Source organism: Pseudomonas sp. NPDC087612, assembly GCF_044743505.1.
Classification (GTDB): domain Bacteria; phylum Pseudomonadota; class Gammaproteobacteria; order Pseudomonadales; family Pseudomonadaceae; genus Aquipseudomonas.
On record NZ_JBIUWO010000009.1, the window covers coordinates 248,431 to 262,040 of the forward strand.

Genomic DNA, 13,610 nt, shown 5'->3' on the forward strand with positions numbered 1-13,610 from the left:
GCACCCGCCCTCGTCCGCTTGGACGATGGCGGGTTGCCGGGCACAGCGCACAGTGCAGGTATCCACCCGCCGCCAGGGGCCTGCACATGCGCAACTGTCCGACCATCCTCAAGACCGAACTGCTGGCCCAAAGCAGTCATTTCCAGATCGAAGCCCTGCACCTGCAGTTCAGCAACGGCCAGCGGCGCATCTACGAACGCTTGCGCGGCACCGGCTACCGCTCGGTGATGCTGGTGGCGATGCCCGACCCCGAGCACGTGCTGCTGGTGCGCGAGTACGCGGTGGGCGTAGAGGGCACCATCCTCGGCCTGCCCAAGGGCGGTGCCGAGGCGCATGAAAGCTACCTGCAGGCGGCCCAGCGCGAGCTGTGCGAAGAAGTCGGCCTGAGGGCGGCGCGGCTGACCGAGCTGGGCGAACTGACCTTGGCGCCCGGGCATTTGTGTCATCGTTATCGGGTGGTGCTGGCCCAGGACCTGAGCCCCTGTGCTCTGCAAGGTGACGAGCCGGAGCCGCTGGAATGCATCAAGGTGCCGCTGGCGCAGATCCCGGCACGGGTGGCCAGTGGCGAGTTGCATGAGGCCCGGGCCATTGCCGCGTTGTTCATGGCCATGGGAGCGCTGGCTCAACTGCGATGAGGCCGCTGCACTCGATCGCGGGTCAAGCCCGCTCCCACAGAATTGTGCGGGACCTGTGGGAGCGGGCTTGACCCGCGATGAAGCCAGCGCGCACCTCAGGTCGGCATCACCCCTCGCGCCCGCGACATTGTCAGGGCCAGGTCTTCGATCATGTCTTCCTGACCGCCCACCGTGCCGCGCCGCCCCAGCTCCACCAGCAGGTCGCGGGCAGCAATGCCGTACTTGAGCTCGGCACGCTTGGCAAACAGCAAGAACGAGCTGTACACCCCGGCATAGCCCAGGGTCAGGGCATCGCGGTCAAGGCGGATCGGTTGGTCCATCATCGGCACCACCAGGTCCTCGGCGACGTCCATGATCCGGTACAGGTCAACGCCGCTGCTCACGCCCATGCGCTCCAGCACGGCGACGAACACTTCCAGCGGCGTGTTGCCCGCCCCCGCCCCCAACCCGGCCACCGAGCCATCGATGCGCACGGCGCCAGCCTCGATGGCCGCCAGCGAGTTGGCAATCGCCATGCCCAGGTTGTGATGGCCATGAAAACCGACTTCGGTGCCGGCGCTTAAACCTGCCCGCAATACGCCAATCTTCTCGCTGACTTCAGTCGGCAGCATGTAGCCCGCCGAATCGGTGCAGTAGATGCAATTGGCGCCGTAGCTTTCCATCAGCCGCGCCTGTTCCAGCAGCTTTTGCGCGCTGACCCTGTGCGCCATCATCAGAAAGCCGACGGTATCCAGGCCCATCTTCGCCGCCATGCCGATGTGCTGGCCGGAAACATCCGCCTCGGTGCAGTGGGTCGCCACGCGGATGGTCGAGACGCCATGCTCATGGGCCATTTTCAGGTGATCGAGGGTGCCGATCCCCGGCAGCAGCAAGGCCGATACCTTGGCCTGCTTGAGGGTGGGAATTACCGCGGCGAAGTATTCCTCATCGCTGTGGGCGGCAAAGCCGTAGTTCAGCGAAGCGCCACCCAGGCCATCGCCATGGGTGATTTCAATCAGCGGCACGCCGGCGGCATCCAGGCCGCTGGCCACTGCGATCATCTGTTCCAGGCTGATCTGGTGACGCTTGGCGTGCATCCCGTCGCGCAGGCTCATGTCGTGCAGACGGACGCTTTTACCTTGCAGATTCATGGCAGTTCTCCACTCAACGGACGGGCAGTTGCAGGGTGCCCTTGTGGGCTTCTTCGGCAAACATCTCGGCGGTGCGCAAACCGGCAGCGGTCATGATGTCGAGGTTGCCGGCAGACTTGGGCAGGAAGTCGCCGAGGCCTTCGACCTCGATGAAGATCGACACCTTGCGGCCATCGAAAATCGGCCCGTTGATCAGGGTGTAGCCGGGCACGTAGCGCTGCACCTCCTTGACCATGCTCAACACCGAGGCGCGAATGGCCTCGCGGTCGGGCTCTTCGTCGGTCAGGCAGTGGATGGTGTCGCGCATCATCAGCGGCGGTTCGGCAGGGTTGATGACGATGATCGCCTTGCCGCGCCGGGCACCGCCGATCTGCTCGACGGCACCGGCAGTAGTGCGGGTGAACTCGTCGATGTTCTGCCGGGTGCCCGGGCCCACCGAGCCGGACGACACCGTGGCGACGATTTCGCCATAGGCCACCGACTGGATGCGCGACACCGCCGCGACCATGGGGATGGTCGCCTGGCCGCCGCAGGTGACCATGTTGACGTTCATCGCCAGGCTCGCCGCGTGCTGCTTGAGGTTGACCGGCGGCACGCAGAACGGGCCGATGGCCGCCGGCGTGAGGTCGACCATGATCACCCCCAACTCGTTGAGCTTGCGGCTGTTATGCGCATGCACATAGGCCGAGGTGGCATCGAAGGCGATGCGGATATCGTCGTCGAGGACATGTGGCAATAATCCGTCCAGGCCGTCGGCGGTGGTCTTCACCCCCAGCTCACGAGCGCGCTTGAGGCCTTCGGACTGCGGGTCGACGCCGACCATCCACACCGGCTCGATCCACTCGGAGCGGCACATTTTCATCAGCAAGTCGGTGCCGATGTTGCCCGGCCCGATAATCGCCGCTTTCAGTTTTTTGCTCATTCGCTTGAACCTCGCACGTCACGCACAGAACGACACCCGGGCGCTGCCCAGGCCGTCGATGGTCAGGGCAAACTGGTCGCCGGCCCGTGCAGGCTCCAGCGGCACCAGCGAGCCGGAAAGGATGATTTCCCCGGCCTTGAACGGGATGCCGAAGGCGCCCAGGGTGTTGGCCAGCCAGGCCACCGCGGTCAGCGGGTTGCCTTGCACCGCCGAGCCAAGGCCCTCGCTGATCAGCTCGCCGTTCTTGAACACCTGCATGCGCAGGTTCGGCAGGTCGAGCCGGCGCGGATCGACCTGGCTGTCGCCGAGCACGAACACCCCGCAGGAAGCGTTGTCGGCGACGGTGTCCTGGATGCGGATGCGCCAGTCCTGGATGCGCGAATCGACAATCTCGAAACACGGCATCACGTACTCGGTGGCGGCCAGCACATCGGCCTCGGTGACGCCGGGGCCGACCAGGTCATGCTTGAGCTTGAAGGCGATCTCGCCTTCGGCGCGCGGCTGGATCAGGCGGTTGGCGCCGAGGGAAATCTGCGCGCCATCGGCAAAGGCCATCTGCTCGGTGATAAAACCGAAATCCGGCTGGTGCACATTAAGCATGCGCTGCACCGCCGCCGAGGTGACGCCGATCTTCTTGCCGACGATGCGGTCACCCGCCGCCACCCGCCGCTCGATGCTGTAGAGCGAGATATGGTAGGCATCCTCGATGCTGATGGTCTCCCAGCGCTCGCTCAAGGGCGCCAGGGTGCTGGCGCTGCACAGGGCCTGGTACAGCTCTTCGCCATACTGGCGACGCAATTGCTCGCTCATGCCCGCGCCTCCCCAAGAAACGCCAGGCATTCACGGTTGAACAGCTCGCGGTGCTCGACCATCACCCAGTGTCCGCATTCGCTGAGCAGCACAAAGCGGATCCGCCTGCAGGCTGCAAGCAGGGTCTGCGCCCCGGAGGCCGGGCAGAACTTGTCGTTGATCCCCCAAAAGCCGAGGATCGGGCACTGCAGTTCAGGCAAGCGTGAGGTCAGGTTCGGCACCTGCATGCTGGTCAGCACGCAGGCCGGTTGCTGGCTCACCACCGCCACGCGTTCGACCACGGTTTCATCGCTGATCAGCGCCGGGTCGAACAACTGCAGGCTGAGCAGGCGGCGCATGCCGGCGGCATCGTTGAGCTCGCCGTTGGCAAAGGCCGCGCCCATCTTCTGGATGCCTTCCATTTGCAGGTAGTACTGCTCCTTGTCCATCAGCCCGCCAGGGGCCATGAGCACCAGGCGGCTGACCCGCCCAGGCTGGTCCAGCGCCAGCTTGATGGCAATGGCGCCACCCAGGGAATTGCCGACCAGCACGCAGCGCTGGATATCCAGGGCATCGAGCAGGCCGCTGAGGGCGCTGACGAAAAAGTCCAGGCTGTAGACCGTTTGCGGCTTGCTCGAAGCGCCGTAGCCGGGCAGGTCGGGGACGATCACCCGGTAGCCGGCCGCAGCGAATGCCGGGTAGTTCTGTTTGAAGTTGCTGTGCCCGCTGGCACCCGGGCCGCTGCCGTGGATGAACACCACCGCCTCGCCCGTGCCAACGTCCTGGTAATGCAGCTGCAGACCATCGGCCAGCGTTACCACGTGCCCTTGCGCGGATGCGCCCATGAGGTGTCCTCCCGGCTTGTTGTTGTACCGGGATTATTCAGAGCGGCCAGGGCGCCAACATCGTCCGTCAGGACTACTAGTCCCTTCGGACGTTGGCCCCTGCCCGCGCGCTGCCTAGCATCGAGCTCATTACTGTGGCGAACACGAGGCAGGCATGCACGACCCAATGGATTTTCGCGGCAAGGTGGTACTGGTGACCGGTGGTGGCAAGGGTGTGGGCCGCGGCATCAGCCGGCGCTTTCTTGAATGTGGCGCCGAGGTGGTGATCTGCGGGCGCCAGGCGCCTGCGACACTGCCGGCCAGTGGCGGGCGCGAGGCGCTGTTCCTGGCCTGCGATGTGCGTGACATCGAGCAGGTCCAGCAGATGATGACGGCTTTAGTCGAGCGCTTCGGGCGCCTCGATGTACTGGTCAACAACGCCGGCGGCGCGCCCTATGCCGAAGCCGCCAGCGCCTCGCCGCGCTTCAGCGAATCGATCATCCGCCTCAACCTGCTGGCGCCGCTGAACCTCAGCCAGCTGGCCAACCGCATCATGCAGGCCCAGGCCGAGGGCGGCAGCATCATCAACATCTGCAGCGTCAGCGCCACCCGCCCTTCCCCCGGCACCGCTGCCTACGGCGCGGCCAAGGCCGGCTTGCTCAACCTGAGCCGCTCGCTGGCGGTGGAATGGGCACCCAAGGTGCGGGTCAACGCTGTCACCGCCGGGCTGATCCTCACCGAGCAGGCGGCCCTGCACTATGGCGATGAAAGCGACCTGGCCGAGGTGGCCGCGACCATCCCCCTGCAACGCCTGGCCAGCCCCGAAGACATTGGCGACAGTTGCCTGTACCTGGCCTCATCGCTGGCCCGTTATGTCAGTGGCGCCGACATTGCCGTGCATGGCGGTGGCGAGCGCCCGGCGTTCCTCGACGCGGCAAAATCGCCGTAAGCGCTCCCCCTGCGCAAGGCCACACCCTGGCGGGTGTGAGCCTTGCTTGCGCGCTATTGCGGCTCGCGCACGCTGAAGTTGACCTCGCTCCAGTAGGCTTGCATGGTCTGGATCCGGCCGTGCTCATCAAAACGGTTCATGCTTAGGCCACCTCGAACAATGCAGCGGCACCCATGCCGCCGCCAATACACATGCTCACCACCACGTAACGTACGCCGCGGCGCTTGCCCTCGATCAAGGCGTGGCCAACCATGCGCGCCCCCGACATGCCGAACGGGTGACCGATGGCAATCGCCCCGCCATTGACGTTCAGGCGCTGGTTGTCGATGCCTAAGGTATCGCGGCAGTACAGGACCTGGCTGGCGAAGGCTTCGTTGAGTTCCCACAGGCCGATGTCCTCGACTTTCAGGCCGTGGCGCTTGAGCAGTTTGGCAATCGCATAGACCGGACCGATGCCCATCTCGTCGGCATTGCAACCGGCCACCGCCAGGCCGCGATAGATGCCCAGCGGCGCCAGGCCGCGCTGCTCGGCGAGCTTGGCGTTCATCAATACCGAGGCCGAAGCGCCGTCAGACAACTGCGAGGCGTTACCGGCGGTAATGAAGCGCCCGGCCTCGGTCCACTGCCCGCCCTGCCATACAGGCTCCAGTGCAGCGAGGCTGGCCAGGCTGGTGTCGGCGCGATTGCATTCGTCGTGCAGCAGGGCCACGGTCTCGTAACGGGTCTCGCCGCTGGCCTTGTCGATGATCGCCTTGCGCGTGCTCAGCGGCGCCAGCTCCAGGTCGAACAGGCCCGCGGCTTGCGCCTGGGCAGTGCGCAACTGGCTTTGCAGGGCATAGGCATCCTGCTCGTGGCGCGTCACACCATAGCGCTGGGCGACGATCTCGCCGGTTTCGATCATCGGGATATAGGCCTGCGGGTCGCGCTCAAGCACGGCGCCGGACTGGTTGCGGTAGAGGTTCTTGTGCTTGTTCTGCACCAGCGAGATCGACTCCAGGCCGCCGGCGACGGCGATGTCGATTTCGTTGCAGATAATGCCCTTGGCCGCCAGGGCAATGCTCATCAGGCCCGAGGCGCATTGGCGCTCCACGGCCATCCCGGCTACCGACGGCGGCAGGCCGCCGGCAATCGCACACAAGCGCCCGAGGTTGTAGGCCTGGGTGCCCTGCTGGGCGGCGGCGCCGATGATCACATCGTCGACCTGCCCGGCCTCGATCCCCGCGCGCCGCACGGCCTCGCGCACCACATGGCCGCCGAGGGCCGGCGCTTCGGTGTCGTTGAAGGCACCGCGAAAGGCCTTGCCGATCGGCGTGCGCGCGGTTGAAACGATAACGGCTTCATTCATGTTCACATGCTCCGATGCCTGGACTCAGGCGGGGTAATAACGGCTGATGGTGTCGACCACACAACCCGGGCGCTGCTGGCCCTCGATCTCGACGCTGACGCGGATCAGCGCCTGCACACCGCCTTTGACCTGCTCGGCGCTGATCAGCTGGGCGTTGCCGCGCACCCGCGAACCCACCGGCACCACGCTGGGAAACCGCACGCGCTCGCAGCCGTAGTTGACGCCCATGGCGATGCCGCGCACCTCGACGATCTGCGGCAGGAACAGGTTGACCAGCGCCAGGCTCAGGTAACCGTGGGCGATGCAGGCCCCAAACGGGCCGCTGGCGGCGCGTTGCGGGTCGACATGAATCCACTGGTGATCGCCACTGGCCTCGGCGAACAGGTCGATGCGCGCCTGGTCGATGAGCAGCCAGTCGCTGACCCCCAGGACTTCACCGACGGCGTCTTGCAGCGCGTGCGGGGTTTCGAATAGGCGCGTCATGCTCAGGCCCTCTGGCTGGAAACCGACAGCACTTCGCCGGTCATGTACGAGCTGTAGTCGCTGGCCAGGAACATCATCACGTTGGCCACCTCCCAGACTTCGGCGGCGCGGCCGAAGGCTTCGTTGGCCGCCAGTTGCTCGAGCACTGCCTGGGGCGCCGAGCGGGCGAGAAAATCATGCAGGGCAATGCTCGGGCTGACCGCATTGATGCGGATGCCGTGACTGGCCGCCTCGACCGCCGCGCAACGGGTCAGGGCCATGACCCCGGCCTTGGCTGCGGCGTAGTGCGACTGCTCCTTCTGGGCCCGCCAGCCAAGCACCGAGGCGTTGTTGACGATCACCCCGGCGCGCCGAGCCATCATCTTCGGCAGCATGGCGCGAGTCATACGCATGGTGCCGGTGAGGGTAACATCGAGGACCCGCTGCCATTCTTCGTCGGGCATTTCCACCAGCGCCCGCGAGCCACCGAGGCCGGCGTTGTTGATCAGCACGTCGACGCCGTGCAGGTCGCGCTCGGCGCAGCTCACCAGGTGCTGCACCTGGGCTTCGTCGGTGACGTTGCAGAGCACGCCGAAGACCTCGGCAAGCCCGGTGGCCTCGCGGATCTTGCTCACTGCCTCAAGCAGGCGGCCTTGGTGGATATCACTGATCATCAGGGCCCGGCAGCCCTCTTCGGCGGCGCGCAAGGCAGCGGAAAAACCGATCCCGGAACCTGCCGCCGCAGTGATCAGCACGGACTTGCCGCGCAACAGGCCATGGCCCGCTACATAGTTGGGGGTGGACATCGACTAACTCCTTGGGTCAGGGACGCAGGCGCGGTTCTTTGGGCATGCCCAGGGCGCGCTCGGCAATGATGTTGCGCTGGATCTCGTTGCTGCCGCCGTACAGGGTGTCGGCGCGGCTGAACAGGTACAGCGATTGCAGCCGGGTCAGCTGGTAGGGCGCGGCCTCGAGCAGTTCGGCCTCGGGCCCGAGCACGTCCATGGCCAGCTTGCCGAGGTTGGCGTGCCAGCTGGACCAGAACAGCTTGTAGATGGTCGCCTCCTTGCGCAGCGCGCCGTCCTGGGCGCCGGAAAGCATGCGCAGCGAGTTGAAGCGCATGATCCGCAAGCCGCACCAGGCTTCGGCCAGGCGCTGGCGCAGCAGCGGGTCGCGGGCTGCGCCGTTGGCCTTGGCGATGGCGATGATCTCGTTCAGTTCGTTGGCAAACTGCATCTGCTGGCCAAGGGTCGAAACCCCGCGCTCAAAACCGAGCAAGGCCATGGCGATCTTCCAGCCATCGCCAGGCGACCCGATGAGGTTGGCGGCGTCGGTGCGGGCGTTGTCGAAGAACACTTCGTTGAATTCCGAAGTGCCGGTCATCTGCTCGATCGGCCGCACGCTGATGCCGGCCTGGGCCATCGGCACCAGCAGGAACGACAGGCCGCGATGGCCGACGCTGCCAGGCTCGGTACGGGCGATCACAAAGCACCAGTCCGACTCATGGGCCAGCGAAGTCCAGACCTTCTGGCCGTTGATCACCCAGCTGCCGCCCTCAAGGCTGGCGCGGGTCTTGACGTTGGCAAGGTCAGAGCCTGCGCCCGGTTCCGAGTAGCCCTGGCACCAGAACTGCGTGCCGCTGACGATAGCGGGCAGCAGGCGGCGCTTTTGCTCGTCGTTGCCGAAGGCGGCGATGGTCGGCCCGGCCAGGCCTTCGCCGATATGGCCCATGCGCCCGGGGCCGCCAGCACGGGCGTATTCTTCGTGGAAGATCACCTGCTGGCTGATCGACAGGCCCCGGCCACCATGCTCCGGCGCCCAGCCGACGCAAGTCCAGCGGCCCTCGGCCAGCTTGCGCTCCCAGGCTTTGCGCTGCTGCGGGAACATGTGCTCATCACCCGGGCCGCCGCGAAAACGCAGGGGCTCGAACTCGCCGCAGAGGTTGGCGGCCAGCCAGCCGGCGACCTCCTGGCGAAACTGCTCGTCCTGTTCACTGAAACTGAGCTTCATGGCTGCTCTCCGATGATCAGCGTGGCGATCTGCTGCAGATGCCAGGCCGGCGCGCCGAGGTAGCTCTCGCTGGCGCGGGCACGCTTGAAATACAGGTGCGGGTCGTATTCCCAGGTAAAGCCGACGCCGCCATGCAGCTGGATCGACTCCGCCGCACAGTGAAAATAGCTGTGCGAGCACTGCGCCTTGGCCAGGGCGGCGGCCAGCGGCAGCTCGGCGGCCACCTGCGGGTCGCCGTCGGGGTCGAGCACTTCCTGGGCGACACAGGCGGCGTAGTAACTGGCCGAGCGCGCGCATTCGACCTGCAGCATCATGTCGGCGGCGCGGTGCTTGAGCGCCTGGAAGCTGGCGATCGGGCGGCCGAACTGCTGGCGCTCCTGCATGTAGGCGACGCTCAGGTCGAGCACCTGCTGGGCGCCGCCGACCTGCTCGGCGGCAAGCCCGATGCAGGCCAGTTGCAGCACCTTGTGCAAGGTCGGCCAGGCGTTGCCGACCTCGCCCAGCAGCGCCTCGGGGCCCAGGTACACGCGGTTGAACTCAAGGCGCGCCAGGCGTCGGGTCTGGTCCATGGTCGGCAGCCACTGGCGCTCGATACCGTCACGGTCGGCCTCGACGGCGAACAGGCTGATGCCAGATTCACCGCTGCTGCCGGGCGTGCGCGCGGCGACGATCAACAGCCCGGCGCTGTCGCCATCGATCACCTGGCCGAACAGGCCATCGACGACAAAGCCCTGGCCTTCGGCGCTGGCGCTGGCCTGGATATCCTCCGCGGCCCAGCCGCTGCCGCGGGTGAAGGCCAGGGTGGCGGTAAGACGGCCCTCGGCGATAGGCGCAAGCCAGGTGCTTTTCTGCGCCTGGTTGCCGGCCAGCAGCAAAGCGGGTGTGGCCAGGCAGGCGGTAGCGAAAAACGGCGAACAGAACAGCCGCCGGCCCATCTGTTCGAGCAGGATGTTCAGCTCGACAAAGCCCAGGCCCAGGCCGCCGTAGGCTTCGGGGATGTGGATCGCCGGCCAGTACATCTCGGTGCACAGGCGTTGCCAGAGTGCCGGGTCATAGCCTTTGTCGCTGGCCATGGCCGCGCGCACGGCGGCGCAATGGGAGACATCGGCGAGAAAGCCCTCGGCCGAAGTACGGATCATTTCCTGCTCGTCGCTGAATGCAAATTCCATCGCGGCGCCTTTTACTCGTCTGGCGGAAGTACCGGCGAGTGTGGCCAGATGTGCGGGCGACAGAATCGTTTGCCTCGCCTAGTCCGGATGGCCGATGCGCCTGGGGTGCGGCCGATCGCGGGTCAAGTCGGGTCGCCGCACCGCCGCTCCCACAGGATTGGCAGTGCCTTCAAGACGGGTAACGCAAAAAAGCCGCGCCACCCTCACAGATGGCGCGGCCCGCCTAAGCGGCGCACAACCTCAATCAACTGCCATAGACTTTCTGCGCCGGCAGCGCCTCGGCCAGCAGTTGCTGCACCGCCGCACCCACCTCAGCCAGCGCCCAGCGGCCCTGGTTGTCCACCTGGGGCCCGCGCCGCCAGCCGTCGGCAATCGACAACTTGCCGCCCTCGACTTCGAACATCTGCCCGGTCACCGCCTGGGACGCCGCCGACCCCAACCACACCACCAGCGGCGCGACGTTCTCCGGAGCAAAGTAGTCAAAGCCCTGCTCCGGGCGCTTCATCACCTCGGCAAACACCGCTTCGGTCATGCCGGTACGCGCCGCCGGGGCCAGGGCGTTGGCGGTAATGCCGTAGCGCCCAAGCTCCGCTGCCTGCACCAGGGTCAGCGAAGCAATCCCGCCCTTGGCCGCGGCATAGTTGGCCTGGCCAATCGAGCCCTGCAAACCGGCGCCGGAGCTGGTGTTGATGATCCGCGCAGTGAGCCTGGCGCCGCCCTTGGCCTGCTCGCGCCAATAGCGCACGGCATGGCTGGCCAGGCAGAAGTGGCCCTTGAGGTGCACGGCCATCACCGCATCCCAGTCGGCCTCGGTGAGGCTGGCGAACATGCGGTCGCGGCAGATGCCGGCGTTGTTGACCAGCACATCCAGGCCGCCAAAAGTCTCGATGGCCTGGCGCACGATCAGCCCGGCGTCGTCATAGCGGGTGATGTCGTCGCTGTTGGCCACGGCCACGCCGCCTGCCGCCTGGATCTGTTCGACCACGGCCTGGGCCGCATCGCGGTTGATGTCGTTGACCAGCACTTTCGCGCCTTCGCTGGCAAAAGCCTGGGCATAGGCGCGGCCGAGCCCGCCACCGGCGCCGGTGATGATCACTACGCGGTTCTCGCAGCTGTGCATTGTCGCTCTCCCCTGTGTGGTTGCGGGCGCTTAAAGGCGCTCGATAATGGTCACGTTGGCCTGGCCGCCGCCTTCGCACATGGTCTGCAGGCCATAGCGCCCGCCACTGCGCTCCAGCTCATGGAGCAGGCTGCACATCAGCCGCGTGCCGGTGGCGCCCAGCGGGTGGCCGAGGGCGATGGCGCCGCCGTTGACGTTGGTCTGCGCATGGGGGTAGCCGGTCTCCTTGAGCCAGGCCATGGCCACCGAAGCAAAGGCTTCGTTGATTTCCACCCGATCGATGTTAGCCAGGGTCATGCCGGCACGCTTGAGCGCATGGGCAGTGGCCGGGATCGGTGCGGTGAGCATCCATACCGGGTCGTCGCCGCGCACGCTGAGGTGATGGATGCGCGCCCGCGGCGTCAGGCCGTAGCGCTTCAAGGCCGCCTCCGAGACGATCAGCAGCGCACTGGCGGCGTCGCAGGTCTGGCTCGACACCGCCGCCGTGACCCGCTCGCAGCCAAACAGGTATTCCAGCTCGGCCATTTTCGCCAGGCTGGTGTGGCGCGGGGTTTCGTCGTGCTCGACCCCTGCCAGCGGCACGATCTCGCGCTCGAAGTACCCCTGCTCGATGGCATGCAGGGCCCGCCGATGGGACTCCAGCGCATAGACTTCCAGCTCGGCGCGGCTCAGCCGCCAGTGTTCGGCAATCATCTGCGCCGCGCGAAACTGGGTCGGTGGCTGCGCGCCGTAACGCCGCACCCAGCCTGTCGAGCCGCTGAACGGGTCGCTAAAGCCCAGGGGTTCGGCGGCGGTCATGGCCGAGGAAATCGGGATCTGGGTCATGGTCTGCACGCCACCGGCGATCACCACGTCCTGGGTGCCGCTCATCACCGCCTGCGCGGCAAAGTGCACGGCCTGCTGGGACGAGCCGCACTGGCGGTCGATGGTGGTGCCGGGCACCACTTGCGAAAGGCCGGCCGCCAGCCAGCTGGTACGGGCGATGTCGCCGGCCAGCGGGCCGATGGTGTCGACACAGCCGAAGATCACGTCGTCGTAGTCGTCTTCGGGAATGCCGTTGCGCTCGACCAGCGCGCGCAGCACATGGGCGCCCAGGTCGGCGGCGTGGATCTGGCTCAGGCCGCCCTTGCGCCGCCCGGTGGGGGTGCGCAGGGCGTCGACGATATAGGCTTCAGGCATGCTCTACCTCAACAGGAAACAGGATCAGAAGGTGCTGCCGGCGCCAATCGCCAGGCCGCTTTCGAACAGCGCGGTACGCACCCGCGCCTTGTGCAGGCCGCGGTCGCCCCAGCATTTGTCCAGGGCCCAGGCACGCTTCATGAACAGCTGCAGGTCGACCTCCCAGGTGTAACCCATGGCGCCATGCACCTGAATGGCGTTCTTCGCCGCCAGCGCCGCTGCTTCGGCGCAGGCGAGCTTGGCGTGCGACACTTGCACGGCCTGGCCCGGCAGGTTGTGGGCGACGGCATGGGCGGCGCGGTACAGCGGGCCCTTGGCGAATTCGATGTGCACCGCGACGTTGGCCATCAGGTGCTTGACCGCCTGGAACGAGCCCACCGGCTTGCCGAACTGCTTGCGCTCGAAGCTGTAGTCCACCGCCAGATCAACCATGCGCTTGGCCAGCCCCAGCAGTTGCGCGGCATTGCCCAGGGCGCCGCGGTTGAAGGCATCAGCCCACAGCTGCCGCCCTTGCTCAGCGCTGGCAACACAAGTAGACGCACTCGGCGTCCACTGCACCTGGAACAACTGGCGGCTGGGGTCGACCGACACATTGCGGGTCAGGCTGACTGCGCTGCGCTCCACGGCATGCACCTCGTCGCCATGGGCCAGCAACAGCAGCCCGGCCACATGCGCATCGCTGACCAGCGGGTTGCCCGGCTCGGCCACCGCCAGGCGCGCCTGGCCCTCGGCAACCTGCGCCAGCCAATGCTGGCGGCGCGGCGCGTCGACACCCGCGAGCAGCGGCACGCCCACCAGCATGGTCTCGACCAGCGGTTCGGGCAGCCCGGCGTAACCGCACTCCTGGGCCAGGAGGATGAAATCCAGCGCGTTCATGCCCATGCCACCGCAGGTTTGCGGCACGGTGATGGCGCTCAGGCCCAGGTCTACCAGTTGCCCCCACAGCGCATCACAGCGCCCGCTGTCGCTTTGCCACAGTTCACGCAGGCGTTCCGGGGGCACTTCGTTGAGCAAAAAACTGCGCACGTTGTCCTGGAACAGCAATTGATCGCTGCTGAAACTAAAGTCCATGGTCT

14 protein-coding genes are annotated in these 13,610 nt (G+C 66.5%); 2 read left to right on the forward strand and 12 right to left on the reverse strand.

The window, feature by feature from the left end:
* Positions 1-86: 86 nt before the first annotated feature.
* The gene (gene nudE / locus ACIOVF_RS20170) at positions 87-635 is read left to right on the forward strand and encodes an ADP compounds hydrolase NudE (RefSeq protein ID WP_045201583.1); all 549 of its coding nucleotides are present in this window, start codon (positions 87-89) and stop codon (positions 633-635) included.
* 95 nt (positions 636-730) lie between these two features.
* On the opposite strand, the gene dmpG is transcribed toward nudE, so the two are convergent.
* The 4 genes from dmpG to ACIOVF_RS20190 are packed head-to-tail and all read right to left on the reverse strand — an operon-like array spanning position 731 to position 4,321.
* The gene (gene dmpG, locus ACIOVF_RS20175) at positions 731-1,765 is read right to left on the reverse strand and encodes a 4-hydroxy-2-oxovalerate aldolase (RefSeq protein ID WP_401291979.1); all 1,035 of its coding nucleotides are present in this window, start codon (positions 1,763-1,765) and stop codon (positions 731-733) included.
* Positions 1,766-1,778: 13 nt separating this feature from the next.
* Positions 1,779-2,687 (reverse strand): acetaldehyde dehydrogenase (acetylating), encoded by a 909-nt coding sequence (locus ACIOVF_RS20180; protein WP_045201586.1) that lies wholly within the window; start codon positions 2,685-2,687, stop codon positions 1,779-1,781.
* A gap of 18 nt (positions 2,688-2,705) precedes the next feature.
* The gene (locus tag ACIOVF_RS20185) at positions 2,706-3,497 is read right to left on the reverse strand and encodes a fumarylacetoacetate hydrolase family protein (RefSeq protein WP_401291981.1); all 792 of its coding nucleotides are present in this window, start codon (positions 3,495-3,497) and stop codon (positions 2,706-2,708) included.
* A complete protein-coding gene (locus ACIOVF_RS20190; protein ID WP_401291984.1) occupies positions 3,494-4,321 on the reverse strand; it encodes an alpha/beta fold hydrolase in 828 nt (275 codons plus the stop codon). Before ACIOVF_RS20190 ends, ACIOVF_RS20185 begins: the two co-directional genes overlap by 4 nt.
* Positions 4,322-4,475: 154 nt before the next feature.
* Here ACIOVF_RS20190 and ACIOVF_RS20195 point away from each other — a divergent pair, with 154 nt between their 5' ends.
* The gene (locus tag ACIOVF_RS20195; protein WP_401291987.1) at positions 4,476-5,249 is read left to right on the forward strand and encodes an SDR family oxidoreductase; all 774 of its coding nucleotides are present in this window, start codon (positions 4,476-4,478) and stop codon (positions 5,247-5,249) included.
* A 142-nt stretch (positions 5,250-5,391) separates the two neighbouring features.
* Here ACIOVF_RS20195 and ACIOVF_RS20200 read toward each other — a convergent pair whose 3' ends face one another.
* From ACIOVF_RS20200 to ACIOVF_RS20235, 8 genes are all read right to left on the reverse strand, one after another.
* Positions 5,392-6,594: an acetyl-CoA C-acyltransferase gene (locus tag ACIOVF_RS20200; RefSeq protein ID WP_401291990.1), complete on the reverse strand. Its 1,203-nt coding sequence runs from the start codon at positions 6,592-6,594 to the stop codon at positions 5,392-5,394.
* Between the two features lie 24 nt (positions 6,595-6,618).
* Positions 6,619-7,077: a MaoC family dehydratase gene (locus ACIOVF_RS20205; protein WP_195883627.1), complete on the reverse strand. Its 459-nt coding sequence runs from the start codon at positions 7,075-7,077 to the stop codon at positions 6,619-6,621.
* A gap of 2 nt (positions 7,078-7,079) precedes the next feature.
* Entirely contained in the window at positions 7,080-7,862 is a 783-nt protein-coding gene (locus ACIOVF_RS20210; protein WP_045201598.1) for an SDR family oxidoreductase, read from the reverse strand.
* A gap of 16 nt (positions 7,863-7,878) precedes the next feature.
* Positions 7,879-9,066 (reverse strand): acyl-CoA dehydrogenase family protein, encoded by a 1,188-nt coding sequence (locus tag ACIOVF_RS20215; protein WP_401291994.1) that lies wholly within the window; start codon positions 9,064-9,066, stop codon positions 7,879-7,881.
* Positions 9,063-10,235 carry an acyl-CoA dehydrogenase family protein gene (locus tag ACIOVF_RS20220; RefSeq protein WP_213601819.1) on the reverse strand — a complete coding sequence of 391 codons (1,173 nt, stop codon included), beginning with the start codon at positions 10,233-10,235 and terminating at the stop codon, positions 9,063-9,065. The genes ACIOVF_RS20215 and ACIOVF_RS20220 overlap by 4 nt, the downstream gene beginning before the upstream one ends.
* Before the next feature lie 244 nt (positions 10,236-10,479).
* Positions 10,480-11,355, reverse strand: a complete 876-nt coding sequence (locus ACIOVF_RS20225) for an SDR family oxidoreductase (RefSeq protein WP_195883624.1) — start codon at positions 11,353-11,355, stop codon at positions 10,480-10,482.
* 30 nt (positions 11,356-11,385) lie between these two features.
* Positions 11,386-12,534, reverse strand: coding sequence for an acetyl-CoA C-acetyltransferase (locus ACIOVF_RS20230; RefSeq protein ID WP_401291999.1), 1,149 nt, complete (start codon positions 12,532-12,534; stop codon positions 11,386-11,388).
* Between the two features lie 24 nt (positions 12,535-12,558).
* Positions 12,559-13,605, reverse strand: a complete 1,047-nt coding sequence (locus ACIOVF_RS20235) for an acyl-CoA dehydrogenase family protein (protein WP_401292002.1) — start codon at positions 13,603-13,605, stop codon at positions 12,559-12,561.
* Between the last annotated feature and the right edge of the window lie 5 nt (positions 13,606-13,610).

Bases quoted from the DNA above. Each gene is read 5' to 3' on its own strand.
- ACIOVF_RS20180 (WP_045201586.1), bottom strand. From the start codon at position 2,687: ATGAGCAAAAAACTGAAAGCGGCGATTATCGGGCCGGGCAACATCGGC.
- dmpG (WP_401291979.1), bottom strand. From the start codon at position 1,765: ATGAATCTGCAAGGTAAAAGCGTCCGTCTGCACGACATGAGCCTGCGC.
- ACIOVF_RS20185 (WP_401291981.1), bottom strand. From the start codon at position 3,497: ATGAGCGAGCAATTGCGTCGCCAGTATGGCGAAGAGCTGTACCAGGCC.
- ACIOVF_RS20230 (WP_401291999.1), bottom strand. From the start codon at position 12,534: ATGCCTGAAGCCTATATCGTCGACGCCCTGCGCACCCCCACCGGGCGG.
- ACIOVF_RS20215 (WP_401291994.1), bottom strand. From the start codon at position 9,066: ATGAAGCTCAGTTTCAGTGAACAGGACGAGCAGTTTCGCCAGGAGGTC.
- ACIOVF_RS20225 (WP_195883624.1), bottom strand. From the start codon at position 11,355: ATGCACAGCTGCGAGAACCGCGTAGTGATCATCACCGGCGCCGGTGGC.
- ACIOVF_RS20190 (WP_401291984.1), bottom strand. From the start codon at position 4,321: ATGGGCGCATCCGCGCAAGGGCACGTGGTAACGCTGGCCGATGGTCTG.
- ACIOVF_RS20195 (WP_401291987.1), top strand. From the start codon at position 4,476: ATGCACGACCCAATGGATTTTCGCGGCAAGGTGGTACTGGTGACCGGT.
- ACIOVF_RS20200 (WP_401291990.1), bottom strand. From the start codon at position 6,594: ATGAATGAAGCCGTTATCGTTTCAACCGCGCGCACGCCGATCGGCAAG.
- ACIOVF_RS20235 (WP_401292002.1), bottom strand. From the start codon at position 13,605: ATGGACTTTAGTTTCAGCAGCGATCAATTGCTGTTCCAGGACAACGTG.
- ACIOVF_RS20210 (WP_045201598.1), bottom strand. From the start codon at position 7,862: ATGTCCACCCCCAACTATGTAGCGGGCCATGGCCTGTTGCGCGGCAAG.
- nudE (WP_045201583.1), top strand. From the start codon at position 87: ATGCGCAACTGTCCGACCATCCTCAAGACCGAACTGCTGGCCCAAAGC.
- ACIOVF_RS20220 (WP_213601819.1), bottom strand. From the start codon at position 10,235: ATGGAATTTGCATTCAGCGACGAGCAGGAAATGATCCGTACTTCGGCC.
- ACIOVF_RS20205 (WP_195883627.1), bottom strand. From the start codon at position 7,077: ATGACGCGCCTATTCGAAACCCCGCACGCGCTGCAAGACGCCGTCGGT.